This window comes from Burkholderia sp. M6-3, from assembly GCF_050858985.1.
GTDB classification, from domain to species: domain Bacteria; phylum Pseudomonadota; class Gammaproteobacteria; order Burkholderiales; family Burkholderiaceae; genus Paraburkholderia; species Paraburkholderia caledonica.
The window spans coordinates 3476642-3502641 of record NZ_CP110090.1 but is presented as its reverse complement, the minus strand read 5'-3'; the positions used below and the strand labels follow the sequence as shown (position 1 = coordinate 3502641).

Sequence of the window (26000 nt, the reverse complement as noted above, 5' to 3'; positions counted from 1 at the left end):
TGGCTGTGCCCCGTCGCCACGTCGCCGACATGTGGCGTCTGCGGCTGCTATCGAGCGGATGTTTGCTGCGGCCAATCGCAGTACCGCCGACGCAAGCCGTTAGAGGCGACCCGCATGGGGCGACCTGCATGAAGCGACCCGCCCGTCTCCCGACGAGCAGGCCGCAGCTACTTTTACGCGGCGAGTCTTAGCGCGTAATCGGCTTGTAACGCAGACGTTTCGGACGCGCGGCTTCTTCGCCAAGGCGTGCACGCTTGTCCGCTTCGTACTCCTGGTAATTGCCGTCGAAGAACGTAACTTGCGAATCGCCTTCGAACGCGAGAATGTGCGTGGCGATGCGGTCAAGGAACCAGCGATCGTGCGAGATCACCATCACCGAGCCGGCAAATTCCAGCAAGGCGTCTTCGAGCGCGCGCAACGTTTCCACGTCGAGGTCGTTCGACGGTTCGTCGAGCAGCAACACGTTGCCGCCCGCGATCAGCGTCTTAGCAAGATGCAAACGGCCGCGCTCGCCGCCCGACAGATTGCCGACGATCTTCTGCTGATCGCCGCCCTTGAAGTTGAAACGGCCGATGTACGCGCGCGACGGCGTTTCATACTTGCCGACCGTCAGCACGTCGGCACCGCCGGAGATTTCTTCAAACACGGTCTTCGAAGGGTCCAGCGCGTCACGGCTTTGATCGACGTAAGCGAGCTTCACGGTCGGGCCCTTCACGATCTCGCCCGAATCGGGTTCTTCGCGGCCGGTGAGCATGCGGAACAGCGTGGACTTACCGGCGCCGTTCGGACCGATGATGCCCACGATCGCGCCCGCCGGAATCTTGAAGCTGACGTTATCGAGCAACAAACGATCGCCATACGACTTGCTGACATTCTTGAACTCGATCACTTCGTTGCCGAGGCGGTCGCCGACCGGAATGAAGATTTCCTGCGTTTCGTTACGCTTCTGATAGTCCTGGCTGTTCAGTTCCTCGAAGCGGGCGATACGCGCTTTCGACTTCGCCTGACGGCCCTTCGGGTTCTGCCGCACCCACTCCAGTTCCTTCTTGATCGCCTTCTGACGCGCCGATTCTGACGACTCTTCCTGCTTCAGGCGTTCTTCTTTCTGATCTAGCCAACTGCTGTAGTTGCCCTTCCACGGAATACCGTGGCCGCGGTCGAGTTCGAGAATCCACTCGGCCGCGTTATCCAGGAAGTAGCGATCGTGCGTGACCGCGACGACGGTGCCGGGAAAACGCGTGAGGAACTGTTCGAGCCAGTCGACCGATTCGGCGTCGAGGTGGTTGGTCGGCTCATCCAGCAACAGCATGTCGGGCTTTTCGAGCAGCAGCTTGCACAGTGCGACGCGGCGCTTTTCACCGCCCGACAGATGTTCGATTTTCGCGTCCCACGCGGGCAGGCGCAGCGCGTCGGCGGCGATTTCGATCTGCTGTTCGGCGCTGCCGCCGTCGGTTGTCGCGAGAATCGCTTCGTACTTGGCCTGCTCGGCAGCGAGCGCGTCGAAGTCGGCGTCGGGCTCCGCGTAGGCCGCGTAGATTTCATCGAGCTTTTTCTGCGCATTGAACACGTCGCCTAGACCTTCCTCAACGGTTTCCCGCACCGTCTTGTTCGGGTCGAGCTGAGGTTCCTGCGGCAGATAGCCGATGTTCAGGTTCGGCATTGGCGTGGCTTCGCCTTCGATGTCCTTGTCCACACCGGCCATGATGCGGATCAGCGTCGACTTGCCCGAGCCGTTCAGGCCGAGCAGGCCGATCTTCGCGCCGGGAAAAAAGGACAGCGAGATGTCTTTCAGGATTTGACGCTTGGGCGGCACGATCTTGCCGACCCGATTCATGGTGAAGACGTATTGGGCCATTTGCTTGCGAGACGTTGGCGACGCCGGCCGCGAGGGGGCGGGCAGTCGCGGGTGGATGGGTAACCGGTGCCACGGCGGTGTTACGGCGACGTCATGGCCGGGCGGAGCGCCCGGCGTTGGCCGGCGCGGTGTCGAGCGCGGTGTCCAGCGCAGTGTTCTGCTCACCGACGGCCGCGCGCGGGCCGTGTGCAGATGGCATTGTACTTCGGCGTGAGCGCGCGGCGGGCGGTGAGGCATGCGCGGTTGCGGTTGCTCCGAGGCTGTGTGCGATCTACAGCCAGCTGGCTACGCCGCCGTGTCGCGAGCATGTACCGCTGTGATGCCGGCTGAAACTGTAGCTGCCGTCGCGGCAGCGCGCCGTCGCGCCTTCAGGCGCCTTGCCTGACAGCGACCGGGCCGGCGCATGGACCGTGTTGCCGTCGCGATTGGTGTAGGTGTTGTGATTGCTGAGGTCGGCTTCGCCGGGCGTCGTACCCGGCGCGACATATGCGAAAGCCGGCGACATGCCGACCAGCAGCGCCGCCAGGACTGCAACGCCGCAGCGAGCGGCGTTCGAGCCAATGCATTGCATCATTTTTATGGATTGTTGTTGTGACCGCGTCTGTCAGTTCACCCGCCGCCCGCTTGCCGGATCGAAGAAATGCAGATGCCGGGCGGGCAGCGCGACCTGCAGCGCTTCGCCGGCCGCCGGCCGGTGCGCGTGCGGCAATCGCACCGTCACGTCGTGCTTGCCCCAACGTCCGTGCGCGAGATTGTCCGCGCCGAGCAACTCGCATGAATCGACGGTGAGCGTTGTATGCGGCGCATCGGCCTGCCCAGGACTCATGTGCTCGGGACGAATGCCTAGCGTCCACTCGCGTCCTTTGGCGACTTCGCGGCCAATCGACGCGACGCCGGCGAGCGGCAACTGCGGACCGTTGCCCGCCACATCGAAAGTCGAACCGTCGTCGGACACCCGGCCTTCCAGCAGATTCATGCCAGGCGAACCGATGAAGCCGGCGACGAACACGGTTGCGGGCCGCTCGTAGACTTCGGTTGGCGCGCCGATCTGTTCGGCGTGACCCTTGTTCATCACGATCACACGTTGCGCCAGCGTCATTGCTTCGATCTGATCGTGCGTCACGTAGAGGCTCGTTGTCGCGAGCCGCGCATGCAGCCGCTGGATTTCGAGCCGCATTTGCACGCGCAGACGCGCATCGAGATTGGACAGCGGTTCGTCGAACAGGAACACGGCGGGTTCGCGCACGATCGCGCGGCCCATTGCCACGCGCTGACGCTGTCCGCCCGACAGCTCGCGCGGCTTGCGTTGCAGCAGCGGTTCGAGTTCGAGAATCTGCGCGGCGGCGTTCACGCGTTGCGCGATCTGCGCCCGGTCGACGCCCGCGATCTTCAGCGCGTAGCCCATGTTTTCCGCCACGCTCATATGCGGATAAAGCGCGTAGTTCTGAAACACCATCGCGATGTTGCGGTCTTTCGGCTCCAGCTCGTTGACCACTTTGCCGGCGATCGAGATGGTTCCTTCGGAGATCCGCTCGAGCCCAGCGACCATCCGCAGCAATGTGGATTTGCCGCAACCCGACGGCCCGACCATCACGACGAACTCGCCGTCGTTCACGTCGACGTCGATGCCATGCAACACAAACTGTTTGCCGTCGTAGGTTTTTTTAACGCCTTGCAGTGTCAGTGCAGCCATGCGGTTTTAGCCCTTCGTTTCGTGTCGTTTATCTGTTGCCTGTGCGGCGTCAGTGCATTGATGCGTTGATGCGCTGGCGAGGCGCTTTCATTTTTCCGCATCGACAAGTCCGCGCACGAACCAGCGTTGCATGGTCAGCACGACGGCGAGCGGCGGCAGCATGGCGAGCAGCGTCGCCGTCATCACCAGATGCCACTCCGTTGCGGTGTCGCCCGACGCGATCATGCTCTTGATGCCGACCACGGCCGTAGTCAGCGACTGCTGGCTCGTGATCAAAATCGGCCACAAGTATTGATTCCAGCCGTAAATGAACGTGATCACGAACAGCGCCGCCATGTTCGTTTTGGACAGCGGCAGCACGACGTCCCAGAAGAAGCGCATGGCGCTCGCACCGTCGATGCGCGCGGCTTCCATCAACTCATCGGGCAAGGTCATGAAAAACTGACGGAAGAGAAACGTGGCAGTGGCCGAGGCGATCAACGGCAACGTCAAGCCGCTATAGGTATTGCTGAGGTGCATCGACGAGACGACTTGCACGGTCGGAAAAATGCGGACTTCGACCGGCAGCATCAACGTGATGAAGATCAGCCAGAACGACAGATTGCGAAACGGGAAGCGGAAAAATACGATCGCGAAAGCGGAGATCATCGACACGGCGATCTTGCCGATAGCAATGGCAAGCGCCATGACGAGGCTGTTGAACAGCATGCGGCCGAAGGGCGCCGCCGCGTTCCCGCTGCCGTGCGCCCAGACCGTCGCAACGTTTTCCAGGAGATGTGAACTCGGCACCAGTGAGAGCGGCACGGTGAACACTTCGTGCTCGCTCATGGTCGCCGCGCAGAACGCGACGTACACCGGAAACACCACCAACGCGACGCCGAGTATCAGCACCGCGTGGCAGAAGAGGTCGAAACCGCGGCGGTTTTCGATCATGAGTATTGAACCCTGCGTTCGATGAAGCGGAATTGCACGACCGTCAACGCGACGACGATCACCATCAGAACCACCGACTGCGCGCCGGAACTGCCGATGTCGAGTCCCTGGAAGCCTTCCGCGAAAATCTTGTAGATCAGCGTGCGCGTGGATTGCGCGGGACCGCCGCCGGTCGCCGCGTCGATCACGGGGAACGTGTCGAAGAATGCGTAGGTGATGTTGATGACCAGCAGGAAGAAGCTGGTCGGCGACAACAGCGGCAGTGCGATGCCGAAGAAGCGCCGCACGGGACCGGCGCCGTCGATGGCCGCGGCTTCGATCAACGAGCGCGGAATCGCCTGCAAGCCCGCATAGAAGAAGAGGAAGTTATAGCTGACCTGCTTCCACACCGAGGCTAGCACGACGAGAAACATCGCCTGTCCCGCATTGAGCGCGTGGTTCCACACGATGCCGTACTTTGCGAGCGCGAATGTGACGAGGCCGATACTCGGGTTGAACAGAAACGACCACAACACGGCCGCGATTGCCGGCGCGACTGCATACGGCCAGATCAGCAGCGTCTGGTAAGCCTTCGCGCCGCGCGTGACGCGGTCAGCGCAGACGGCCAGCAGCAGCGAAATCACGAGGCCGGAAACGGTGACGAGCGCACAGAAAATCAACGTCGTATTGAACGATGACAGATAGAGCGGATCGGCGAATAGTTGGCGGAAGTTGGCGAGCCCGACAAACTCGCTCGAGGTGCCGAACGCGTCCTGGCTTTGCGTGGATTGCCACAGCGCTTCGCCTGCGGGCCACAGAAAAAACAGCGCCGTGATCGCCAGTTGCGGCGCGACGAGCAGGTAGGGCAGCAGACTGGTGCCGAAGCGGGAGCGCTTTTCCATCGAAGATTCCCAAGGGTTGCTGCAAGCGGGTTTCGACGCGATTGCGCCGAAACCCTGCCGACTGGCTTTATGCTTTTATTGCGCCGGGTTGCGGTTGTTCACCGCTATTGCTGCATGAACCGCATGGTCTACACGAGCTGCGCAGACCGATACTGCGCTTAACTGCCGGCTTTTTCGAAGCGCCGCAGCAACTCGTCGCCACGCGAAACCGCTGAGTCGAGCGCCTGTTGCGGCGTTTTCTTCTCAGCCCACACCTGTTCGAGCTCTTCGTCGATGATCGTGCGGATCTGCGGCATGTTGCCCAAACGCAGGCCCTTCGTGTACGGCAGGGGCGGCTTGTTGAGCATCTGCTTGATGGCCGTGTCGCTGCCCGGGTTCTTCTCGTAGAAGCCCTGTTGTTGCGTCAACTGATAAGCGGCGGTCGTGACCGGCAGGTATCCCGTGTCCTGATGCCACTTGGCGGCCACCGGCGCCGACGACAGATACGACAGGAATTTCGCCACGCCCTTGTAGACAGCCGGGTCCTTGCCCGCCAACACCCACAGGCTCGCACCGCCGATTATCGCGTTCTGCGGCGCGCCCTTCACGTTTGCGTCGTAAGGCATCATGCCGGTGCCGAAGTTGAACTTCGCGTATTTCTTGATGGTGGCAAGCGAGCCCGACGAGTTCGTGATGATCCCGCAATCGCCGCTGTAGAACTTCGAGACGGGTTCGTCCTTGCGGCCAACGTAGGTGAACGAGCCATCCTTCTGCATGTTCTGCAGGAACTGGATGTGCGCGACCTGCAGCGGCTTGTTGAATTCGAGTTGCGCGTCGGCGCCGTCAAAACCATTGTTCTTCGACGCAAACGGCGCACCGTGCCACGCGCTGTAGTTCTCCAACTGGATCCAGCTTTGCCAGCCCGACGAATAACCGCACGCCATGCCGGAGGCTTTGAGCTTCTGCGCGTCGACCTGCAATTCGGCCCATGTCTTCGGCGGCTGGTTTGGATCGAGGCCGGCTTTCTTGAACGCGTCCTTGTTGTAGTAGAGAACCGGCGTCGAGCTGTTGAACGGCATCGAGATCAACTGGCCGCTTCTGGCGTCGCTGTAATAGCTGGCGATGGTCGGCACGAACGCTTTCTCGTCGAGCGGCACGCCGGCTTGCTTGAACACTTCCGATACGGGAATAACAGCCTTCTTCGCCTGCATCATGGTCGCGGTGCCGACTTCGTAGACTTGCAGGACGGCTGGCGCGTTGCCGCTGCGGTAGGCGGCGATGCCGGCGGCAAGCGTCTGGTCGTAAGTGCCTTTAAACACCGGCACGATCTTGTAGTCGGATTGCGACGCATTGAACGCGTTGGCGATATCGTTCAGACGTTCGCCCAGAGCGGCTTCCATTGCGTGCCAGAACTGGATTTCGGTGGCGGCCTGGGCCGTCTGGCTGGTGGCCATAATGCCCGCGCCCAGCACGGCGGCAACGGAAAGCGAACGGAACAGCGGCTTCAAACTCATCGATTAGTCTCCTGTGTCGATGGGAGTTAGCGCTTCAGCGCTTACTCCCATCCCATGCAACGCGGTCGATGGGAGTTAGCGCTTCAGCGCTTACTCCCATCCCATGCAACGCGGTCGATGGGAGTTAGCGCTTCAGCGCTTAGTCCCATCCCATGCAAAGCGATCGATAGGAAGGAGTTAGCGCTAAAGCGCCACCTCCCGTCTCAGCAAAGCAAATGCGGAAAGGGCGCAATTGCGAATCGCGCGATTCTATTTGTGTTCGATGACAGTCCGGCGTCGCTTTTACTGTGGCGCCGACTGCCGCAATTTAACATCGCATGTCATGAAATTGAAACATTTGCGGTTGGATCAAATACTCGGCGAGCCCGAGATGACCCTCGAACCTGCGAGCAATCCAGACGCGCCCGGCATGGATAGCAGAGCATTGCCAGACACTTCCTAAACCCGCAAAAAAGCACAAAGCCCGCACGAAGCGGGCTTTGATAGATGTATTACAGGCGGGAGCCGCGTGCGGCAACGCAGCCAAGTATCAGCCGGCAGGCGCTCGCGGAAAGCGCCGGGCGTTACACGTTGAACAGGAAGTTCATCACGTCGCCGTCGTGCACGACATATTCCTTGCCTTCGGCGCGCATCTTGCCGGCTTCTTTCGCGCCTTGCTCGCCCTTATAGGCGATGTAGTCGTTGAAAGAAATGGTCTGCGCGCGAATAAAGCCGCGCTCGAAGTCCGTGTGGATCGCGCCCGCCGCTTGCGGCGCCGTGTCGCCCACATGAATGGTCCATGCGCGTACTTCCTTCACGCCGGCCGTGAAGTACGTTTGCAAGCCCAGCAGCTTGAAGCCGGCGCGAATCACGCGATTCAGGCCCGGCTCTTCCATGCCCATGTCGGCGAGGAACACTTCCATATCGGCTTCGTCGAGGTCGGCGATTTCCGCTTCGATTGCCGCGCAGACGGCGACCACCGGCGCGTTTTCCGACGCCGCGTACTTCGTCACCGCGTCCAGATGCGGATTGTTCGTGAAGCCGTCTTCTTTCACATTCGCGACGTACATGGTCGGCTTTGCCGTGATCAGGCAGAACGGCTTGAGCGTGGCCTTTTCTTCGTCCGACAGATCGAGCGCCCGGACCGGTTTGGCCTGATCCAGTTGCGCACGCACCTTTTCCAGCACTGCGGCGTTCTTGATGGCTTCCTTGTCGTTGCCCGACTTGGCGGCCTTCGAATAGCGCGCGAGCGCTTTTTCGACCGTTGCGAGGTCCGCGAGCGCCAGTTCGGTGTTGATGACCTCGATGTCCGACAACGGATCGATCTTGTTGGCCACGTGAATCACGTTTTCGTCTTCGAAGCAGCGGACAACGTGCGTGATCGCATCGGTTTCGCGGATGTTCGCGAGGAACTGGTTGCCGAGGCCTTCGCCCTTGCTCGCGCCCGCCACCAGACCGGCGATGTCGACGAATTCGACGACGGCCGGCAGAATGCGCTCGGGTTTGACGATTTCGGCGAGCGCCTTCAGGCGCGCGTCCGGCACTTCGACAATGCCGACGTTCGGCTCGATCGTGCAGAACGGGTAATTTTCGGCGGCGATGCCCGCCTTGGTCAGCGCGTTGAACAGAGTGGACTTGCCGACGTTAGGCAAGCCGACGATGCCGCATTTGAGGCTCATGGAAATCCTTCAGTAATTCAATAAATTGCGTGATGCGCTCGACGCTGTGTGCAGGATTCGGGAAGCCACCGCGTTTGGCGGCAAAGGGAACGCAGCGGAGCGGGACGCGACGCCAGAGCGGGTGTTGCCTCGACGATTCTGGGCGAGTTCTGTCACGGAAAACGCAATTGTAACCCGTTCCAATCAGCTTCTTGACGTGGCTTCAGAAAGCTGCGCGCGCGATCCGTCCCTCGCAACCCCGCAGCTATAATGCGCGGATGAACGCACACCATCAGACTTTCGATGCCGCCGTGATCGGCGGTGGGCTGGTCGGCAAGACCGCGGCGCTTGCGCTCACGCAAGGCGGATTGCGCGTCGCGCTGCTCGCGCAGCCCTGCGCGCCGCTCGCCGCCGGCGCTTCGTTCGACTCGCGGGTGTATGCGTTGTCGTCGAGTTCGCAAGCGTTGCTCGAGCGCTTACGTGTCTGGCAGGCGCTCGACTTGTCGCGGCTCGGTCCTGTCTACGACATGCGCGTCTACGGCGACGCCCACGCCGAACTGCATTTCTCCGCGTTTCAGGCTTCGGTGCCGCAACTGGCGTGGATCGTCGAGTCGTCGGTGATCGAGCGCGCGCTCGATGCGGCGCTGCGCTTCCAGCCGAACCTCACGTGGATCGACAGCCGCGCGCAAGCGCTCGATTTCACCGCCGACAGCGCGAGCGTCGGTCTCGCGAACGGAAGCGTGCTCGTGGCGGAGCTGCTCGTCGGCGCAGACGGCGCGCATTCATGGGTCCGCGCACAGATCGGCTCGAAGATGAACCGGCGCGACTACCGGCAGACCGGCGTCGTCGCGAATTTCAAGGCCGAGAAACCGCACGGCGAGACCGCTTACCAATGGTTCAAGGACGGCGAGATCATCGCGCTGCTGCCCATGCCTGACGGTCACGTGTCGCTCGTGTGGTCGGCGCGCACGGAGCACGCCGAGCGGCTGATCGCGCTCGATCCGGCACAGCTCGCAGCGGAAGTGGAGCGCGTGACGGGCGGCCAGCTCGGCGGCCTCGACTGCGTGACGCCGGCACAGGGCTTCCCGCTCGCGCTGCAAACTGTCGACCGCCTGGTGGCGCCGCGCGTCGCGCTGGTCGGCGACGCCGCGCATCTGATCCATCCGCTCGCCGGACAGGGCATGAACCTCGGTCTGCGCGACGTCGCTGCGCTTGCTGATGTCGTCGCGGGCAAGGAGTCGTTTCGCGATCTCGGCGACATGGTCCTGCTGCGGCGCTACGAACGCGCGCGCCGCGAAGATATTCGTGCGCTGATGATCGCCACCGACGGTCTGCAGAAACTGTTTTCCGTGCCCGGCCCGCTGGCCAAGATCGTGCGCAATAGCGGCATGGCTTTCGTCGGTGCGCAGCCGTTCATCAAGCGCTGGCTCGTGTCGGCCGCGCTCGGCTGAAAGGCGGGCCGCATGACGGCTTCAACCCGGCTCTAACCCGGCGCGGCATGCCGAACCGGTGAGACAGGTATCATGAACGCACAGTTGCTGCGGCCTTCCCACGCAAAGGAGGGCAACGGCATGAACGCCCAACGCGCGCAGCGCGCGATTGAACCAGGAATTCAGCATGAAACGAACCTTCCGCATGGCGACCGCCATGCTTGCGATTGCCGCCGTCACCATCGGCTGCTCCGCGCAAGCCGACCAGTCCACCGACAAACTCAAGGCCACGCTGCAAACGCGTCTCGCGGACGTGACGATCAAGAGCGTGACCAAGTCGCCGATTGCCGGCTTGTATGAAGTGAACCTCGGCAGCCAGATCGTGTACAGCGACGCCAACGGCGACTACGTGCTGCTCGGCGACATGGTCGACACGAAGACGCGCAAGAATCTGACGGAAGCGCGCCTGTCGGAAACCAATCGGATCGACTTCGCGAGCCTGCCGTTCGCCAACGCGGTGAAGGTCGTGAAGGGCAACGGATCGCGCAAGATCGCGGTGTTCTCCGACCCGAACTGCCCGTACTGCAAGCAGCTCGAAACCACGCTGAAGTCGATCGACAACGTGACGGTCTACACGTTCTTGTACCCGGTTTTGTCGCCCGACTCGACCGCCAAGTCGAAGTCGATCTGGTGCTCGACTGATCGCGCGAAGGCGTGGGAATCGTGGATGCAAGACCATCAGGCGCCCACGGCCGCCGGCAGTTGCGACACCGCCGCGATCGACAAGAATCTCGCGCTCGGACATGCGATGAACGTGGAAGGCACGCCTACCGTGTTCCTCGCCGACGGCCGCCGCCTGCCGGGCGCGGTGCCGGCCGACCGGCTCGACAAGGAAATGGCAGCGGTGCACTGACACACGCGGCACTGACCAAACCGAAGGAGGCGCAAATGGCGCCTCCTTTCGCATCAAGCCCCCAACAATCAGCCAAAACCACCAATCGCCGCCGATGAAGCCGATCCGCTACACCATCGTTCCCAAGCAACCCGCCGCTCACCTGTTCGAAGTTACCGTCACCGTTGCCGATCCCGATCTCGCCGGGCAGCGTTTCATGCTGCCGGTATGGATTCCGGGCAGCTACATGGTGCGCGAGTTCGCGCGCAACATCGTGACGCTGCGCGCCTTCAACGACGCGGGCCGCAAGGTGCGTGTCGAGAAAACGGACAAGCACACGTGGCAGGCGGCGCCGGTGAAAGGCGCGCTGACGCTGCGCTACGAGGTCTATGCGTGGGATCTGTCGGTGCGGGCGGCGCATCTGGACGACACCACGGGTTTTTTCAACGGTACGAGCGTGTTCCTGGCGCCGCTCGGCCACGAGGAAGCGCAGTGCGTGGTCGATATCCAGAAACCGGAGGGCGCGGCGTATCGCAACTGGCGCGTCGCGACGGCGCTGCCAGAAGCGCGCGGCACGAAGCGTTACGGCTTCGGGGAATATCGCGCACAGAATTACGATGAGCTGATCGATCATCCTGTCACGCTCGGCAAATTTGAATTGGCGACGTTCAACGCGCACGGTGTGCCGCACGACGTCGTGATCGCGGGGCGCGTGATCGGGCTGGACATGGCCCGGCTCAGCGCCGACCTGAAGCGCATTTGCGAAGCGCAAATCGCGCTCTTCGAGCCGAAGTCGAAGAAAGCGCCTGTGGATCGCTACGTGTTCATGACGCAAGCTGTCACGGACGGCTACGGCGGCCTCGAACACCGCGCGTCGACGGCGCTGATCTGCAATCGCGGCGATCTGCCCGTGCAAGGCCGCGACGCGCTGACGGAAGGCTATCGGACCTACCTCGGCCTGTGCAGCCACGAATACTTTCACACGTGGAACGTGAAGCGGATCAAGCCCGCGGTTTTTGCGCCGTATGACCTTTCCGTCGAGAACTACACGTCGCTGTTGTGGCTGTTCGAAGGCTTCACCTCGTACTACGACGACCTGATTCTCGTGCGCAGCGGCCTGATTTCAGTCGACGATTATCTTGGCCTGCTCGGCAAGGTGATCGGCGGCGTGCAGCGCGGCAGCGGGCGACTGAAGCAGAGCGTCGCGGAAAGCTCGTTCGACGCCTGGGTCAAATACTACCGGCAGGACGAGAACGCGCCGAATGCCATCGTCAGCTATTACACGAAGGGCTCGCTCGTGGCGCTCGCGTTCGACCTGGCAATCCGCGCGCAGACCAGCAATCGCAAGTCGCTCGACGACGTGATGCGTCTGCTGTGGCAGCGCTTTGGCCGCGATTTTTACCGCGGCAAGCCGGTGGGCGTCGACGAACGCGAGGTCGAAGCACTGTTTGCAGAAGCGACCGGCGTGCACCTGGGCGAGCTGTTTGCGGAAGCGGTGCACGGAACGCGCGATTTGCCGCTCGAAACACTGTTGGAACCGTTCGGCGTCACGCTCGCGCCGGAAGTCGACAAGAGCGGCAAACCGTCGCTCGGTGTGCGCGTGCGCGGCGGCGCGGACTGTACGCTGACGGCTGTCCACGAAGGCAGCGCAGCCCAGAAAGCGGGGCTCTCGGCCGGCGACGTGCTGATCGCGCTCGACGGCCTGCGCGTGACGGGCTCGAATCTGGACACACTGCTCGCCCGTTATCAGGCGGGAGCCAAAGTGGAAGTTCACGCATTCCGCCGCGACGAGTTGCGCACCGCGCAACTCACGCTGGAAGGGCCTGAAGTGTCACGCTACAAGCTCACCGTCGCCGACCAGCGTCCCGCCCCTCGCAAGGCGCGCGAGCGCTGGCTGACAAGCTGATCGTAATCCGCGCCGACGTCAATTCCGGTCGGCGGCCGGCGGATTGTTCTATCACTGCAACAATCCGTCGCTGCCGGACGGCTTTTTCCCGGATCGGTAAAAAAACACAATGGCTCCACTCGCGCAACACAGCGCGCCCCCCACTGGAGTCAACCATGACCACGATCCTGCAAATCAACTCGGCAGCCCGCTCGCAAGGCGCGAACTCGACGCTGCTCCTCAACGAGCTGACCGAAAAGCTGCAACAATCGAATCCGGGCGCGCAAGTCGTCGTCCGTAACCTGCAAGCCGAACCGCTGCCGCATCTGGACGACGCCATTCTGGGCGCGTTTTTCACGCCGGCTGATCAGCGCACCGCCGAGCAAGCCGCGATTGCCGCGCGCAGCGAAGCGCTGATCGCGGAACTGCAAGCCGCCGACATCATCGTGATCGGCGCGCCGATGTACAACTTCGGCATTTCGTCGCAACTGAAGACTTATTTCGACTTCATCGCCCGCGCCGGCATCACGTTCCGCTACACCGCGAACGGCCCCGAAGGTCTCGTGACGGGCAAGAAGGTGTACGTCGTATCCGCACGCGGCGGCAAGTACGCGGGCACGCCGAACGATAGCCAGACGCCGTATCTGAAGAGCTTCCTTGGCTTCATCGGCATGACGGATGTGAACTTCATCTACGCCGAAGGTCTGAACATGGGCCCGGACGCAGCGGGCGCGGCGTTGGCTGCGGCGCGCGAAGCGATCGCGGCTGCTTGAGTTGGCTGACGAGGTCGCGGCCCAGGTTCGCTGCCTGGTTCGCGATTTTGGCTTGCTGCTGAGGTTCGCAAGTTAAGCCGATTGCGAGCGTTGAAAACTAAAACGCCACGGAAATAAATTCCGTGGCGTTTTTGTTTCCTGGCGCCGGTTCTGCCGCGGTTTGCAGACAGGAGCCGCTAAGCCAGCATTTGCGCTTCTTCGGGCAGGCGCCAGTCGATCGGCTCGCGGCCATGCTTCACGAGGTACTCGTTTGCCTTCGCGAAATGTCCGCAGCCGAGAAAGCCACGATGCGCGGACAGCGGCGAAGGATGGGGCGCCTCCAGCACGTAGTGCGACTTGCCGCCGAGCAGCGCGCGCTTCGCCTGCGCATGGGCGCCCCACAGCATGAACACGAGACCGTCGTGACGCATCGCGAGTTCGTGAATCAGCGAGTCTGTGCATTTTTCCCAGCCGCGCTTCGCGTGGCTGGCGGCAGAGTCGCGCTCCACGGTCAGCACCGTGTTCAGCAGCAGTACGCCTTGCTTCGCCCACGTGTCGAGGCAACCGTGACGAGGCGGTTCGTGGCCGAGGCTTGCCGCAATTTCCTTGAAAATGTTGCGCAGCGACGGCGGCGTGCGCACGTTCGGCGCGACTGAAAATGCGAGCCCGTGAGCTTGTGGCGTGCCGCGATCCTCGCCGTGATACGGGTCCTGGCCGAGAATCACGACCTTCACTTCATCGGGGCTCGTAAGCCGCAGCGCGCGGAACACGTCGGTGGGATAAACGGTTTTGCCGGCCGCGCGCTCACCGTCGACAAAACGGCAGAGCGGCGCGTAGGCATCGCTTTCAATGAAAGACTTCAGGTGCGCTCGCCACTCAGCCGGTAGCGCGGCGAACTGTTCTTCGAGCGTGGGCGGCGTGCCGGCTGGCTGCTGGGATTGCGGCTGCGACTCGGCGGGAAAAGTGCCGGTCGGCGCCGCGGCGTCGCCGAATAATGATGCTTGTGACGGCGCGGAGCGGGGGCGGGATGCAGTAGTCATGGCGCAGAAGTGTCGCAGCAAACGCGGTGTGACTCAAGCCGAGGCGGCGGCGCGCACTGTAGGCGGCGAACGCGCGGCGATGACGCAACCCGCGCTCAGCCCGCGCGCAATTGATACCCGCGCTGCGCCTTGCTGATGTTCTCGGGCGCGAGGCCGGCGATCTGCTTGCCGAGTTCGCTCGAAAGCGCGTGCAGCGCGGCTTCGTCGCCGGACTTCAGTTCGAGTTCGATTTCCGAAATAGGCGCGCGGCGCAATTCGCCGTTCACTTCGGCCAGCACGTTGCCCTGGTCGATTGCGGCTTCCACCTCGGAGCCGTCAACGCTCACTTGCCACAGCGTGCGTGTGAAGTCCGTGCGAAACAGTTCGATCAGTTGCGGCGCCGCTTCGCGCAACGCTTGTGCGGCGGCGGGCTCGTCGCATTCGCGCAGCAACGCGTCAATCTCGAGCGCCTCGCCCGCGACGGGCATTTCCCATTCGTGACGGCTGTGCAAGCCGTCTGCCGCACTGCCTACCGTCTTGAACGTCTGCAGCCAGCCGTCGGGTGTATGGCGCAGGCGCAACGCGCTCTTTGAGGCTGCCAGCGTGAGTTGCGGCGTGTCGAAGTAGATATTCGACAGCTTGATCGCGCGGCCCTCGTTGCCAGTGCGTGCGACGAACCACTGCCCGGCCGCGTTCACTTGCGCGGCCGGCAGCAGCAACTTGATCTCGCGTTCCATGGCCATGTCGTGCTCCGCTGCCTGTGTGCTACATGGGCTGCGGCATGCTCACGCCGCGCCCGGGAAGAACATGCGAGCAAGCTCCACGCCCGGCTCATCTGCGCGCATGAATGCCTCGCCGACGAGGAACGTGTTCACGTCCATCGCGCGCAGCCTTTCGACATCGACGCGCGACAGAATGCCAGATTCCGTTACCACGATGCGGTCGTCGGGAATCGCTTCGAGCATGCCGATGGTGTTTTCGATCGACGTCTCGAAAGTGCGCAGATTGCGATTGTTGACGCCGATCAGCGGTGTTTTCAGCGTGAGCGCCTGCATCAGCTCGTCGCTGTCATGCACTTCGACGAGCACCGCGAGGCCGAGCGAATGCGCGAGCGCTTCGAGGTCCTGCATCTGCGAAGTTTCCAGCGCGGCGGCGATCAACAGAATCGCGTCGGCGCCCATCGCGCGTGCCTCGACAATCTGGTACGGATCGACGATGAAGTCTTTGCGCAGCACCGGCAACTGGCACGCGGCGCGCGCCTGTTCCAGATACGCGACGCTGCCCTTAAAGAACTGCACGTCGGTCAATACCGACAGGCAGGCCGCGCCGTGCGTTTCATACGAACGCGCGATTTGCGCAGGGACGAAGTTCTCGCGCAGAACGCCTTTGGACGGGCTCGCTTTCTTCACCTCGGCGATCACTGCGGCGAGACCGGCCGCATGTTTTGCGCGCAGAGCGCCGACGAAATCGCGAATATCGCGCGACGACGCTTCGAGGCGCAGCTCTTCGAGCGGCGCGCTTTGTTCAGCGGCGCGGACTTCTTCGCGTTTGACCGCGATGATACGGTCGAGGATGTCGCTCATAAGAATCTCGCTACGTTGGTTGCTGCGTGATTAGTGCTTGAATTGCTGCGTGAAGCGGATCAGTTCGTCGACTTTTGCGCGAGCCTTGCCGCTGGCGATGGCTTCGCGTGCAAGCTCGATGCCGTTAGCGATCGACGACGCCACGTTCGCCGAGTACAGCGCCGTGCCCGCGTTCAGCGTAACGATCTCGCGTGCGACGCCCGGTTTGTTGTCGAGCGCTTCGAGCAGCATTGCTTTCGATTCCGTAGCGTCCGCCACTTTCAGCGTTCGATTCGACACCATCTGCATGCCGAAGTCTTCCGGATGAATCTCGTACTCGCGCACTTCGCCGTCACGCAACTCGCCGACTTGCGTGGCCGCGCCGAGCGACACTTCGTCCATGCCGTCCATACCGTACACCACGAGCACATGCTTTGCGCCGAGGCGCTGCATCACCCGAACCTGAATGCCGACCAGATCCGCATGGAACACGCCCATCAGCTGATTCGGCGCGCCTGCCGGATTCGTCAGCGGACCCAGAATGTTGAAGATGGTCCGCACGCCGAGTTCGCGGCGCACCGGCGCGATGTTTTTCATCGCCGGGTGATGATTCGGCGCGAACATGAAACCCATGCCGGTTTCGGCAATCGACGCTGCGACTTGTTCCGGCTGCAGGTCGATATTCACGCCGAGCGCTTCGAGCACATCTGCGCTGCCCGACTTGCTCGACACGCCGCGGTTGCCGTGCTTCGCGACTTTAGCGCCAGCTGCGGCGGACACGAACATTGTCGCCGTCGAGATATTGAACGTATGCGAACCGTCTCCGCCGGTGCCGACGATATCGACGAAGTTCGAGTTGTCCTGCACTTCCACGTGCCGGGCAAATTCACGCATCACCGTGGCGGCGGCGGTGATTTCGCCGATGGTCTCTTTTTTGACGCGCAAGCCTGTAATGATCGCGGCCGCCATGACGGGCGAAAGTTCGCCGCGCATGATGAGCCGCATCAGATGCAGCATTTCGTCGTGGAAAATCTCGCGGTGCTCGATGGTCCGTTGCAGCGCTTCTTGCGGCGTGATTGTCATGATGGTTTCTCGCTTCATCAGGCGGTGCGTTGGGCCGGCTTCGCTTTTGACTGCTTTACGAAATTTTCGAGCAGCGCATGGCCGTGTTCGGAAAGAATCGATTCCGGATGGAACTGAACGCCTTCGACGGCCAGTTCCTTATGACGCACGCCCATGATTTCGCCGTCTTCGGTCCATGCCGACACCTCGAGACAGTCCGGCAGCGATTCGCGTTCGATCGCGAGCGAGTGGTAGCGTGTCACGACGAAATGCTTCGGCAAATCCGAGAACACGCCTTTGCAATCGGTCTGGATCGTGCTGACCTTGCCGTGCATGATGGTTTGCGCGCGTACGACGCGGCCGCCGAACGCTTCGCCGATCGCCTGATGGCCGAGGCACACGCCGAGAATCGGCGTCTTGCCCGAGAACTCGCGCAGCACGCCGAGCGTAATGCCGGCGTGTTGCGGATTGCTTGGGCCGGGCGACAGGCAGATGCGCTCGGGGTTGAGCTTCGCGATTTCGTCCAGCGTGATTTCGTCGTTCCGATAGGTGCGCACGTCTTCGCCGAGTTCGCCGAAGTACTGCACCAGGTTGTAAGTGAACGAGTCGTAGTTGTCGATCATGAGCAGCATGGTGTGTCTCCGGTCAGAAGTCGCTATCGAGGCCGTCTTGAACCTGCTCTGCCGCGCGCAACACGGCGCGCGCCTTGTTCTCGGTCTCTTGCCATTCGGATTCCGGCACCGAATCCGCGACGACACCCGCCGCCGCCTGCACATACAGATTGCCGTTCGCGATCACGCCGGTGCGAATTGTGATCGCCAGATCCATTTCGCCGGTGAACGACAGATAGCCGACTGCGCCGCCGTAGAGGCCGCGCTTCACAGGTTCCAGTTCGTCGATCAATTCCATCGCGCGGACTTTTGGCGCGCCCGACAGCGTGCCGGCGGGGAAAGTGGCGCGGAGCACGTCGAAATTGGTGGTGCCGGGCTTCAGCTTGCCTTCAACCGAACTCACGATGTGCTGCACGTGCGAGTACTTTTCGATCACCATCTTGTCGGTGACGACCACAGAGCCGATCTGCGCGATGCGGCCCACGTCGTTGCGCGCGAGGTCGATCAGCATCACGTGCTCGGCGATTTCCTTCGGGTCGTTCAGCAGTTCCGTGGCGAGTTCGGCGTCGCGTTCGGGCGTGTTGCCGCGCGGACGCGTGCCGGCGAGCGGACGAATCGTGACGATACGATCTTCGCCGCGCTTTTCCTGACGCACGAGAATTTCCGGCGACGCACCTACCACGTGGAAGTCGCCGAAATTGTAGTAATACATGTACGGCGACGGATTGAGCGAACGCAGCGCGCGATACAACGACAGTGGGTTGTCGCGATACGGTTTCGTCAGACGTTGGCCGACCTGGACCTGCATCAGTTCACCGGCGGCGATGTATTCCTTCGCCTTGCGCACGGCGGCCAGATAGTCGTCTTTCGCAAACTCGCGGTACGTCTCGGTGCGCACGCTCGCCGAGGTGACCGGCGGCTCGACCGTTGCCCGCAAACGCTGACGCAGTTCGCGCAGACGCTGCTTTGCCTTCGTGTAAGCCTCAGGCTGCGTCGGGTCGGCGTAGATCACGAGGTACAGCTTGCCCGCGAGGTTGTCGATCACCGCGACTTCCTCGGTCAGCAACAACTGGATGTCCGGCAGATTCAGATCGTCTTTCGGCGCGCTATGCGCGAGCTTTTTCTCGATGTAGCGCACCGCGTCGTAGCCGAAATAGCCGGCGAGGCCGCCGGCGAAACGTGGCAAGCCCGGCCGCTGCGCGACCTTGAAACGGCTTTGAAACTGCTGGATGAACTCGAGCGGATCGCCCTCGTGCGTTTCGACAACCTTGCCGTCGCGTACCACTTCCGACACGCCGTTACGCGTGCGCAGCAGCGTGCGCGCCGGCAGTCCGATGAACGAATAGCGGCCAAAGCGCTCGCCACCCACGACCGACTCCAGCAGGAACGAATTCGCGCCGTTGCGCTCGGGTTGCGCGAGCTTCAGGTACAGCGAGAGCGGCGTTTCGAGGTCGGCGAGCGCTTCGGCGATCAGCGGAATACGGTTGAAGCCCTCGTTGGCGAGGGACTGGAATTCGAGTTCGGTCATGTTCCGATCCTGTACGTAGGTCCGGCGGCAGCGTGCGTCGGACAAAGCGGGGCATTGCGCGGCCGGTCAGGCGTTCGTGCGTTTTTCGATGATGAACCGACCGGCGCGATTTTCCCATCGACGCGAGCACGGAGTTCCAGCCACACATGTACGCACGTACTTTTTGTGGGTACACGCAGGCGGAATCAGCCGATGCAGCGAAACAGAACGATGGAAAAACGCGTGAGCGCAGCGAAGTAAAAAACGGTTGCCGAAGACGAGCTTCAGCGTACCTCAGGCGAGGTTAGCGCGACCAGCGACGCCAGGGCCAGGCTCCCCGGTCGATGCTAATCAGACTCCGTTTTTTATTCAGAAACATGAGGATGAAGGACTTTTCAAGTCGTGGATTGGTGCGCTGCGATCACCTTGGCGGCGTCCAGCAGCGAGGCAACTATACCATCGGATTTTATTGTTTGTATAGCTTGCCCATGGTTGTAGCCATAGGGCACGGTGAGCGTCGCCATGCCTGCCGCGCGGCCCGCCAGCGCGTCGTTTTCCGAATCGCCGATGGCGACCGTGGCGCGCGGTTCCACTCCGAGTTGCGCGGCGGCGGTGAGCATGGGCAGCGGGTCCGGCTTCTTTTTCGGCAGACTGTCGCCGCCGAGCACGACGCTGAAATATTGTGCGAGCCCATATTGCTGCAGCAGTTCGAGCGCGAAACGATGCGGCTTGTTGGTCACGCACGCGAGCTTCAGGCCGGCGTCGCCTAGCGCGACGAGGCCGGCTTCCACATCTGGATAAAGGCGTGTGTGCAGGCCGTTGATCTTCGCGTACTCGGCCTGATAAATGGCGAGCGCTTCGTCGAAACGGTCCTGCGCGTGCTCAGCCTCGAAGCGCGGCGCCAGCACGCTGCGGATCAGATGCTCGGAGCCTTTGCCGACATAGCCGACCACTTCTTCACGCGACGTTTCGACTGCGTCGAGTTGCGCGAGCATGCCGTTCAGGCCGGCGGTGAAGTCGTCGGCGGTGTCGACCATCGTGCCGTCCAGGTCGATGATCGCGGCTTGCAGGCGCGGGCCGTTGAAAGTCGGGGCAGGGAACGAAGCGGTCATGTGGCGCGAGTGTCAGTGCTGAATGTTGGCGAGCGCGGCGCGCATCTTGTCGATCACGACCTTGTGATCCGGCTGGCCGAAGATCGCCGAGCCAGCCACGAAGGTATCCGCGCCGGCCGCCGCGATTTCGGCGATGTTGTCCACTTTCACGCCGCCGTCCACTTCCAGATGAATCTCGCGGCCGGTGCGCTCCTTGTACGCGTTGATACGTTTGCGCGCTTCGCGAAGCTTGTTCAGCGCTTCGGGAATGAACGACTGGCCGCCGAATCCCGGGTTGACCGACATGATCAGCACGAGGTCGAGCTTGTCCATTACGTGATCGAGGTAATTCAGCGAAGTGGCGGGGTTGAACACGAGGCCCGCCTTGCAGCCGTGATCGCGAATCAGCGACAACGTTCGGTCGATGTGGTCCGAGCCTTCCGGGTGGAAGCTGATCAGATTCGCGCCCGCTTTCGCGAAGTCCGGCACGATGCGGTCGACGGGACGCACCATCAGATGCACGTCGATAGGCACGTCCACGTGCGGACGGATCGCCTCGCACACTAGCGGGCCGATCGTCAGGTTTGGCACGTAGTGGTTGTCCATCACGTCGAAATGGATCCAGTCGGCGCCGGCGGCGACGACGTTGCGCACTTCTTCCCCGAGGCGGGCGAAGTCGGCGGACAGAATGCTGGGAGCGATTCGAAATTGCGTCATGGCGGCGGGCGGATGCAAGCGGGAAAGCGTCATTTTACCGTGTTGTGTCGCGCACGCGCGAAGCGGCGGGCGGGCGCCGGAACGACGCGCGGCGCAGCCTCGGGCTTGAGCCGCGAGGATGGCAAAACGCCTTAAGCGTCCCTGGCCAAAGGATATGTCCGGTTGCGGGCATGTCGCGCATGACGCAGAATGCCAAACCATGGCGCTGCGTCGCCAATGGCCGCTTAAGCCATTGGCACTCGGGCTTTCCAGCGATTTTGTCGCCCCGTTTCACCAGATTGGAATCAGGATGAGCCAGTACGAATTCAGCGTGTCGGCGCAGGTGCAATTCCTGCCCGAAGAGTCGGACCCGGAGCGCCGCCAGTATGCGTTCGCCTATACGCTGACCATCCGCAACACCGGTCAGGTGCCTGCACAATTGATCGCGCGGCATTGGGTGATCACGGATAGCGACAAGACCGTGCAGGAAGTGAAGGGTTTGGGCGTGGTCGGGCACCAGCCGTTGCTGAAGCCCGGCGAGCAGTTCGAATATACGAGTTGGGCGGTCATTGCGACGCCGGTCGGCACGATGCGCGGGGAGTATTTCTGCGTGGCCGAAGACGGCGAGCGTTTCGACGCGCCAGTGCCGGAGTTCATTCTGCGCATGCCACGCACATTGCATTGAACCGTGAGCGCGGTTCACGGTCTTTAACGGTTCTGTGCGCGGGTTCTATGCGCGCCGTGGAATGCGTGAATCTGCGCCGCTTCAGCGCGGTTCTTGCGGCTTCTGTGTTTCCTTGCTGCTGGCGCGCGCCGCTTTCTTTTTACCAGACGACGTCCACACAACGATGAACACGAGCAGGAACAGCGCGAGAAGCGATTCCAGCGCGAAGATGAGCATCGGGTATTCGTCGAACAGATCAGACATGGCGGTTTCCATTAAGAACGAACATTGTAGGCGTTATGTCCGCGCGACCGGGGCTTGGCTCAGCGCGCTTTCAGTGGCGGCGATTCTCGCCGCCTGCGGTGGCGGCGGTGCGGTTCGACCTGTGGTTTCGCCTCCCACGGGCGCGGCGATCATTCCTGGCCAGATCTCGGCGACGCGGCTCACGCCGGTCGCCTGGCAGCAGGTTCCCGGCTGGCAGGACGATTCGCTGATCGGCGCAACAGCGGCATTGCGGCAGAACTGCGTGAGGCTTGCGCGCCAGGCGAACTGGGCGCGGGCATGTGCTGCGGCGGCGCAACTCGACGATCTCGACGCGACCAGCGCCCGTGCATTCTTTGAAGCGTATTTCACACCCTTTCAGCTAGCGAATACCGACGGCACGCTCGACGGACTCGTCACCGGCTACTACGAGCCGTTGTTGCGCGGCTCGCGCACCCGCCACGGCGTGTATCAGACGGCGCTTTATCGTTGGCCTTCCAGCTATCGTCCTGGCGCGGCGATGCCGCCGCGGGCGCAGCTGGAACGCATGGGCGTGCTCAACGGCAATGAACTCGTCTGGGTGGACGACCCGATTGAAGCGTTCTTCCTGCAAGTGCAGGGCTCCGGGCGCATTGTGATGGAAGATGGAAGCGTGATGCGCCTCGGTTTTGGCGGCACGAACAACCAGCCGTATAAATCCATCGGACGGTGGCTCCTGGATCGCGGCGAACTCACCCCCGCGCAGGCCACCATGCAAGGCATCAAGGCATGGGCGCGCGCGAACCCGAATCGGGTCGATGCGCTTCTCGATACGAACCCGCGCTTCGTGTTTTTCCGCGAGATGCCGTCAGGAGAGGGCATGCCCAAAGCCGGCGCCGACGGACCTATCGGCGCTTTGGGTGTGCCGCTGACGCCGGAGCGTTCCATTGCCGTCGATCCGACTTCGATCCCTCTCGGTACACCGGTGTTTTTGCAGACCACGCGTCCGCTGACAAATTCGCCGATGAACCGTCTCGTGTTTGCACAGGACACCGGCTCCGCGATCAAGGGCGGAGTGCGCGCAGACTACTTCTGGGGCCTCGGCGACGACGCCGGCGATCTCGCCGGCAAAATGAAGCAGGGCGGCCGGATGTGGTTGCTGCTGCCGAACTCCTGACCTGGGCTAGGGCGCGCAAAACCTTGCCGGAAGTGGCTGTCGTGCGGCGGTCCGGCTGACCGCCGCTTTTCCCGCGGCGTAGCTTCGCGCGATTCCGAGGCGCTGCTTACAGCCCCGACTTGCGCTTATCGACTACCCGGCGCGCCTTGCCCACCGAGCGTTCAATCCCGTTCACCGCGAGCACGTTCACCACAGCGCTGACGCCGATCAGCGCTTTGATGTCATAGGCCAGCGCCTGCTTGGCCGTGTTCAACACGGACGTGTCCGGCGCCGTTTCCGGACAAGGCTCCACGTTCAGCGTCAAAACGTCGAGCGGACCTTCCCTGGTGAGTACGATTTGATAGTGAGGCGCGAGCGCGTGCTGCTTGAGCAGCAGTTCCTCGATCTGCGTGGGAAACACGTTGACTCCGCGCACGATCATCATGTCGTCTGAGCGGCCGGTGATCTTTTCCATGCGACGCATGGTGCGCGCGCTGCCCGGCAAAAGACGCGTGAGGTCGCGCGTCCGGTAACGGATAATGGGTAACGCTTCCTTGGTCAGCGACGTGAACACCAGTTCGCCTAGTTCACCGTCCGGAAGCACCTCGCCCGTTTCGGGATCGATGATTTCTGGGTAGAAATGATCTTCCCAGATCGTCGGGCCGTCTTTCGTCTCGACGCATTCCGACGCCACGCCGGGGCCCATCACTTCCGACAAGCCGTAGATGTCGACAGCGTCGATCCCCATGCGCTTTTCGATTGCATGACGCATGTCGTTCGTCCACGGCTCCGCACCGAAGATGCCGATACGCAGCGAACAACTGGCCGGGTCGACGCCCTGGCGTTCGAGTTCGTCGGCGATCGAGAGCATGTAGCTCGGCGTCACCATGATGATGTCGGGCCGGAAGTCCTGGATCAGTTGCACCTGTTTTTCAGTCTGACCGCCGCCGAACGGGATGACGGTGAGGCCGGCGCGCTCTGCGCCGTAGTGGGCGCCCAAGCCGCCCGTGAACAGCCCGTATCCGTAGCTCACATGAACTTTGTCGCCGGGTTTGGCGCCCGCGGCGCGGATTGAACGCGCAACCAGATTCGCCCACGTGTCGATATCGCGCGCGGTGTAGCCCACGACGGTGGGCTTGCCGGTCGTGCCCGACGAAGCATGAATGCGCGAGATTCTGTCTTGCGGCACGGCAAACATTCCGAACGGATAGCTGTCACGCAAATCTTTTTTCGTCGTGAATGGAAAGCGGGCGAGGTCCGCAAGCGTGGTCAGTTCGCTCGGGTGGACGCCGGCTTCGTCGAACTTGCGACGATAGACCGGTGAGTTTTCATAAGCGTGGTTCAGCGACCATTTGAGCCGTTCAAGTTGAAGCGCGCATAGCTCGTCGCGGCTGGCGGTCTCGATCGGATCGAGGGGAAGGGCAGTGGTCATCGAATGTCTCCTTGCTGCTTCAATGCTCAGGTCTGGTATGCGTTGCGCTCACGCGCGAAACTAGGTGCGGCGTTCGCCGACTGCGCCTCTGCGGGGGCTCGGTGGTCGGTGTCACCGCTCAATGGCGGCTATGGACTGGCGACTCTTGCGAGGAGCGCCTTGCGTGCGCCTCTTTGTCTGTCATGCCGACGTTCCTGCGTCTTAGTCCGGTGCCGCTGCTGCCGTGCCGGACGCTATCGGCGGTATCACATTGCCTTTGATCTGCGCCGATTTGCCGCGAAACATCGCGACCGTATCGCCCGCCCGATTGGTTACTCGAATATCGTAAATGCCCGTGCGGCCGCTCAATGTCTGCTCGACCGCCTCTGCGGTGAGCACGTCGCCACCATGCACGGGTCGCAGAAATTCGATCGAGCATCCTGACGCGACGGTGTTCAGGTTGTACGAGTTGCAGGCGAACGCAAAGGTCGAATCGGCGAGCGTAAATATCAGGCCGCCATGGCAGATTTGATGACCGTTCAGGAAGTCGTCCCGTACGGCCATGCGCAAACGTGCGTAGCCGGCGCGTACTTCCAGAATTTCGAGACCGAGCGCGCGGCTGCACGCATCGTTTTCGTACATCGCGGCAGCGGTCGCGCGGGCGAGTTCGTCCGGTGTTATTTCGGCGGGATACGAAGGTTGCGTCGACATGTCAGCGGCCCTCGAAACGTGGTGCGCGTTTTTCGACGAAGGCTTGCACGCCCTCTGCATAGTCGTGGGAGGCACCCAGTTCGCGTTGCAGATCGCGTTCGAGATCGAGTTGCTGATCGAGCGTTTGAGTTGCGCCGGCGCGCATGGCCTGCTTGATTGCGGCGATGGCGCGCGTGGGTTGCTGCGCGAGTTGCGCAGCCAGTTTGGCCGCGGTTGCCGCCAGTTTCTGATCGTCGACCGCTTGCCAGATAAGTCCCCAGCTTTCGGCTTTTTCGGCGCTGAGTTTGTCGCCGGTAATGGCAAGTCCTAATGCGCGTGCCATGCCGACCCGCTGTGGCAGGAACCAGGTGCCGCCCGAATCCGGCACGAGGCCGATCTTCACGAATGCCTGGATGAAACTGGCCGAACGAGCCGCGAGCACGATGTCGCAAGCGAGCGCAAGGTTTGCACCGGCGCCCGCGGCCGTACCGTTGACTGCCGCTATGACGGGCAACGGCAACGCTTGCAGGCGGCGGATCAAAGGGTTGAAGTGCAAGCCGATCAATTCGCCCAGATCGGTCATGGCGACGGGCGTGAAGTCGAGGTCGGCGAGGTCTTGCCCTGCGCAGAATCCGCGCCCCGAGCCCGTCAGGACGAGAGCGCGGGCACCCGAGGTTTCGACCTCGCTGAGCGCTGCGTTCAACTCCTGATGCATTGCACGCGTGAAGCTGTTGAGCTTGTCCGGGCGGTTCAGCGTGATGGTTGCTACGCGGCTCGCTGCGTCGATGTCGAGGCCGATCGCTTCATATGACATTGGGTGTCTCCTCAAGGTCTCTATTC

25 protein-coding genes are annotated in these 26000 nt (G+C 62.2%); 6 read left to right on the top strand and 19 right to left on the bottom strand.

The window, feature by feature from the left end:
• Positions 1-187: 187 nt before the first annotated feature.
• The 7 genes from ettA to ychF all read right to left on the bottom strand — a co-directional run bounded on the left by ettA (position 188) and on the right by ychF (position 8513).
• Positions 188-1855, bottom strand: coding sequence for an energy-dependent translational throttle protein EttA (gene ettA / locus OH764_RS15250; RefSeq protein ID WP_020070684.1), 1668 nt, complete (start codon positions 1853-1855; stop codon positions 188-190).
• Positions 1856-2126: 271 nt separating this feature from the next.
• A complete protein-coding gene (locus tag OH764_RS15245; protein WP_498848837.1) occupies positions 2127-2426 on the bottom strand; it encodes a DUF3761 domain-containing protein in 300 nt (99 codons plus the stop codon).
• A 33-nt stretch (positions 2427-2459) separates the two neighbouring features.
• Positions 2460-3548 carry a sn-glycerol-3-phosphate import ATP-binding protein UgpC gene (locus OH764_RS15240; protein ID WP_087751749.1) on the bottom strand — a complete coding sequence of 363 codons (1089 nt, stop codon included), beginning with the start codon at positions 3546-3548 and terminating at the stop codon, positions 2460-2462.
• 87 nt (positions 3549-3635) lie between these two features.
• Positions 3636-4481 (bottom strand): sn-glycerol-3-phosphate ABC transporter permease UgpE, encoded by an 846-nt coding sequence (gene ugpE / locus OH764_RS15235; protein WP_498847343.1) that lies wholly within the window; start codon positions 4479-4481, stop codon positions 3636-3638.
• A complete protein-coding gene (gene ugpA / locus OH764_RS15230; protein ID WP_027779432.1) occupies positions 4478-5362 on the bottom strand; it encodes a sn-glycerol-3-phosphate ABC transporter permease UgpA in 885 nt (294 codons plus the stop codon). The genes ugpE and ugpA overlap by 4 nt, the downstream gene beginning before the upstream one ends.
• A gap of 158 nt (positions 5363-5520) precedes the next feature.
• Positions 5521-6855: an ABC transporter substrate-binding protein gene (ugpB, locus tag OH764_RS15225; protein WP_498847342.1), complete on the bottom strand. Its 1335-nt coding sequence runs from the start codon at positions 6853-6855 to the stop codon at positions 5521-5523.
• A 563-nt stretch (positions 6856-7418) separates the two neighbouring features.
• Positions 7419-8513 (bottom strand): redox-regulated ATPase YchF, encoded by a 1095-nt coding sequence (gene ychF / locus OH764_RS15220; protein WP_020070690.1) that lies wholly within the window; start codon positions 8511-8513, stop codon positions 7419-7421.
• A 257-nt stretch (positions 8514-8770) separates the two neighbouring features.
• Here ychF and OH764_RS15215 point away from each other — a divergent pair, with 257 nt between their 5' ends.
• The 4 genes from OH764_RS15215 to OH764_RS15200 all read left to right on the top strand — a co-directional run bounded on the left by OH764_RS15215 (position 8771) and on the right by OH764_RS15200 (position 13472).
• Complete coding sequence (locus tag OH764_RS15215) at positions 8771-9943, top strand: UbiH/UbiF family hydroxylase (protein ID WP_498847341.1); 1173 nt, start codon at positions 8771-8773, stop codon at positions 9941-9943.
• 166 nt (positions 9944-10109) lie between these two features.
• Positions 10110-10835 (top strand): DsbC family protein, encoded by a 726-nt coding sequence (locus OH764_RS15210; protein WP_498847340.1) that lies wholly within the window; start codon positions 10110-10112, stop codon positions 10833-10835.
• A 94-nt stretch (positions 10836-10929) separates the two neighbouring features.
• Positions 10930-12720: a M61 family metallopeptidase gene (locus tag OH764_RS15205; protein WP_498847339.1), complete on the top strand. Its 1791-nt coding sequence runs from the start codon at positions 10930-10932 to the stop codon at positions 12718-12720.
• Between the two features lie 155 nt (positions 12721-12875).
• Positions 12876-13472 (top strand): FMN-dependent NADH-azoreductase, encoded by a 597-nt coding sequence (locus OH764_RS15200; protein ID WP_087754939.1) that lies wholly within the window; start codon positions 12876-12878, stop codon positions 13470-13472.
• 176 nt (positions 13473-13648) lie between these two features.
• Here OH764_RS15200 and OH764_RS15195 read toward each other — a convergent pair whose 3' ends face one another.
• The 8 genes from OH764_RS15195 to rpe all read right to left on the bottom strand — a co-directional run bounded on the left by OH764_RS15195 (position 13649) and on the right by rpe (position 21020).
• On the bottom strand, positions 13649-14491 hold the full coding sequence (locus OH764_RS15195; RefSeq protein WP_498847338.1) for a uracil-DNA glycosylase: 843 nt from the start codon (positions 14489-14491) through the stop codon (positions 13649-13651).
• 95 nt (positions 14492-14586) lie between these two features.
• A complete protein-coding gene (locus OH764_RS15190; protein ID WP_498847337.1) occupies positions 14587-15213 on the bottom strand; it encodes a CYTH domain-containing protein in 627 nt (208 codons plus the stop codon).
• A 42-nt stretch (positions 15214-15255) separates the two neighbouring features.
• Positions 15256-16053, bottom strand: coding sequence for an indole-3-glycerol phosphate synthase TrpC (gene trpC, locus OH764_RS15185; protein WP_498847336.1), 798 nt, complete (start codon positions 16051-16053; stop codon positions 15256-15258).
• Between the two features lie 30 nt (positions 16054-16083).
• Positions 16084-17115: an anthranilate phosphoribosyltransferase gene (gene trpD, locus OH764_RS15180; protein ID WP_027779424.1), complete on the bottom strand. Its 1032-nt coding sequence runs from the start codon at positions 17113-17115 to the stop codon at positions 16084-16086.
• Positions 17116-17132: 17 nt separating this feature from the next.
• Positions 17133-17726 carry an aminodeoxychorismate/anthranilate synthase component II gene (locus OH764_RS15175; RefSeq protein ID WP_498847335.1) on the bottom strand — a complete coding sequence of 198 codons (594 nt, stop codon included), beginning with the start codon at positions 17724-17726 and terminating at the stop codon, positions 17133-17135.
• Between the two features lie 13 nt (positions 17727-17739).
• On the bottom strand, positions 17740-19233 hold the full coding sequence (trpE, locus tag OH764_RS15170) for an anthranilate synthase component I (RefSeq protein ID WP_020070700.1): 1494 nt from the start codon (positions 19231-19233) through the stop codon (positions 17740-17742).
• Positions 19234-19607: 374 nt separating this feature from the next.
• The gene (locus tag OH764_RS15165; protein WP_498847334.1) at positions 19608-20324 is read right to left on the bottom strand and encodes an HAD family hydrolase; all 717 of its coding nucleotides are present in this window, start codon (positions 20322-20324) and stop codon (positions 19608-19610) included.
• Between the two features lie 12 nt (positions 20325-20336).
• A complete protein-coding gene (gene rpe, locus OH764_RS15160) occupies positions 20337-21020 on the bottom strand; it encodes a ribulose-phosphate 3-epimerase (protein ID WP_027779421.1) in 684 nt (227 codons plus the stop codon).
• A gap of 289 nt (positions 21021-21309) precedes the next feature.
• On the opposite strand from rpe, the gene apaG reads away from it, so the two are divergent.
• Complete coding sequence (gene apaG, locus OH764_RS15155) at positions 21310-21684, top strand: Co2+/Mg2+ efflux facilitator ApaG/CorD (protein WP_020070703.1); 375 nt, start codon at positions 21310-21312, stop codon at positions 21682-21684.
• An 81-nt stretch (positions 21685-21765) separates the two neighbouring features.
• On the opposite strand, the gene OH764_RS15150 is transcribed toward apaG, so the two are convergent.
• The gene (locus OH764_RS15150; protein WP_020070704.1) at positions 21766-21927 is read right to left on the bottom strand and encodes a hypothetical protein; all 162 of its coding nucleotides are present in this window, start codon (positions 21925-21927) and stop codon (positions 21766-21768) included.
• Here OH764_RS15150 and mltA point away from each other — a divergent pair.
• Positions 21926-23080, top strand: coding sequence for a murein transglycosylase A (gene mltA / locus OH764_RS15145; protein ID WP_498847333.1), 1155 nt, complete (start codon positions 21926-21928; stop codon positions 23078-23080). The two genes, OH764_RS15150 and mltA, sit on opposite strands and share 2 nt — an antisense overlap.
• 106 nt (positions 23081-23186) lie before the next feature.
• Here mltA and paaK read toward each other — a convergent pair whose 3' ends face one another.
• The 3 genes from paaK to paaG all read right to left on the bottom strand — a co-directional run bounded on the left by paaK (position 23187) and on the right by paaG (position 25974).
• Positions 23187-24491 carry a phenylacetate--CoA ligase PaaK gene (gene paaK, locus OH764_RS15140; protein ID WP_020070706.1) on the bottom strand — a complete coding sequence of 435 codons (1305 nt, stop codon included), beginning with the start codon at positions 24489-24491 and terminating at the stop codon, positions 23187-23189.
• A gap of 201 nt (positions 24492-24692) precedes the next feature.
• On the bottom strand, positions 24693-25181 hold the full coding sequence (gene paaI, locus OH764_RS15135; RefSeq protein ID WP_498847332.1) for a hydroxyphenylacetyl-CoA thioesterase PaaI: 489 nt from the start codon (positions 25179-25181) through the stop codon (positions 24693-24695).
• Between the two features lies 1 nt (position 25182).
• Entirely contained in the window at positions 25183-25974 is a 792-nt protein-coding gene (gene paaG / locus OH764_RS15130) for an enoyl-CoA hydratase (RefSeq protein ID WP_498847331.1), read from the bottom strand.
• Positions 25975-26000 lie beyond the last annotated feature (26 nt).

What these genes read in the sequence shown, in the direction of transcription:
- ugpA (WP_027779432.1), bottom strand. Translation starts at nt 5,362, where the DNA reads ATGGAAAAGCGCTCCCGCTTCGGCACCAGTCTGCTGCCCTACCTGCTC.
- OH764_RS15190 (WP_498847337.1), bottom strand. Translation starts at nt 15,213, where the DNA reads ATGGCCATGGAACGCGAGATCAAGTTGCTGCTGCCGGCCGCGCAAGTG.
- trpE (WP_020070700.1), bottom strand. Translation starts at nt 19,233, where the DNA reads ATGACCGAACTCGAATTCCAGTCCCTCGCCAACGAGGGCTTCAACCGT.
- OH764_RS15245 (WP_498848837.1), bottom strand. Translation starts at nt 2,426, where the DNA reads ATGCAATGCATTGGCTCGAACGCCGCTCGCTGCGGCGTTGCAGTCCTG.
- OH764_RS15195 (WP_498847338.1), bottom strand. Translation starts at nt 14,491, where the DNA reads ATGACTACTGCATCCCGCCCCCGCTCCGCGCCGTCACAAGCATCATTA.
- OH764_RS15175 (WP_498847335.1), bottom strand. Translation starts at nt 17,726, where the DNA reads ATGCTGCTCATGATCGACAACTACGACTCGTTCACTTACAACCTGGTG.
- OH764_RS15205 (WP_498847339.1), top strand. Translation starts at nt 10,930, where the DNA reads ATGAAGCCGATCCGCTACACCATCGTTCCCAAGCAACCCGCCGCTCAC.
- paaG (WP_498847331.1), bottom strand. Translation starts at nt 25,974, where the DNA reads ATGTCATATGAAGCGATCGGCCTCGACATCGACGCAGCGAGCCGCGTA.
- paaI (WP_498847332.1), bottom strand. Translation starts at nt 25,181, where the DNA reads ATGTCGACGCAACCTTCGTATCCCGCCGAAATAACACCGGACGAACTC.
- OH764_RS15240 (WP_087751749.1), bottom strand. Translation starts at nt 3,548, where the DNA reads ATGGCTGCACTGACACTGCAAGGCGTTAAAAAAACCTACGACGGCAAA.
- ugpE (WP_498847343.1), bottom strand. Translation starts at nt 4,481, where the DNA reads ATGATCGAAAACCGCCGCGGTTTCGACCTCTTCTGCCACGCGGTGCTG.
- OH764_RS15210 (WP_498847340.1), top strand. Translation starts at nt 10,110, where the DNA reads ATGAAACGAACCTTCCGCATGGCGACCGCCATGCTTGCGATTGCCGCC.
- mltA (WP_498847333.1), top strand. Translation starts at nt 21,926, where the DNA reads ATGGCGGTTTCCATTAAGAACGAACATTGTAGGCGTTATGTCCGCGCG.
- OH764_RS15215 (WP_498847341.1), top strand. Translation starts at nt 8,771, where the DNA reads ATGAACGCACACCATCAGACTTTCGATGCCGCCGTGATCGGCGGTGGG.
- ugpB (WP_498847342.1), bottom strand. Translation starts at nt 6,855, where the DNA reads ATGAGTTTGAAGCCGCTGTTCCGTTCGCTTTCCGTTGCCGCCGTGCTG.
- OH764_RS15200 (WP_087754939.1), top strand. Translation starts at nt 12,876, where the DNA reads ATGACCACGATCCTGCAAATCAACTCGGCAGCCCGCTCGCAAGGCGCG.
- paaK (WP_020070706.1), bottom strand. Translation starts at nt 24,491, where the DNA reads ATGACCACTGCCCTTCCCCTCGATCCGATCGAGACCGCCAGCCGCGAC.
- trpD (WP_027779424.1), bottom strand. Translation starts at nt 17,115, where the DNA reads ATGACAATCACGCCGCAAGAAGCGCTGCAACGGACCATCGAGCACCGC.
- apaG (WP_020070703.1), top strand. Translation starts at nt 21,310, where the DNA reads ATGAGCCAGTACGAATTCAGCGTGTCGGCGCAGGTGCAATTCCTGCCC.
- rpe (WP_027779421.1), bottom strand. Translation starts at nt 21,020, where the DNA reads ATGACGCAATTTCGAATCGCTCCCAGCATTCTGTCCGCCGACTTCGCC.
- OH764_RS15165 (WP_498847334.1), bottom strand. Translation starts at nt 20,324, where the DNA reads ATGACCGCTTCGTTCCCTGCCCCGACTTTCAACGGCCCGCGCCTGCAA.
- ettA (WP_020070684.1), bottom strand. Translation starts at nt 1,855, where the DNA reads ATGGCCCAATACGTCTTCACCATGAATCGGGTCGGCAAGATCGTGCCG.
- ychF (WP_020070690.1), bottom strand. Translation starts at nt 8,513, where the DNA reads ATGAGCCTCAAATGCGGCATCGTCGGCTTGCCTAACGTCGGCAAGTCC.
- trpC (WP_498847336.1), bottom strand. Translation starts at nt 16,053, where the DNA reads ATGAGCGACATCCTCGACCGTATCATCGCGGTCAAACGCGAAGAAGTC.
- OH764_RS15150 (WP_020070704.1), bottom strand. Translation starts at nt 21,927, where the DNA reads ATGTCTGATCTGTTCGACGAATACCCGATGCTCATCTTCGCGCTGGAA.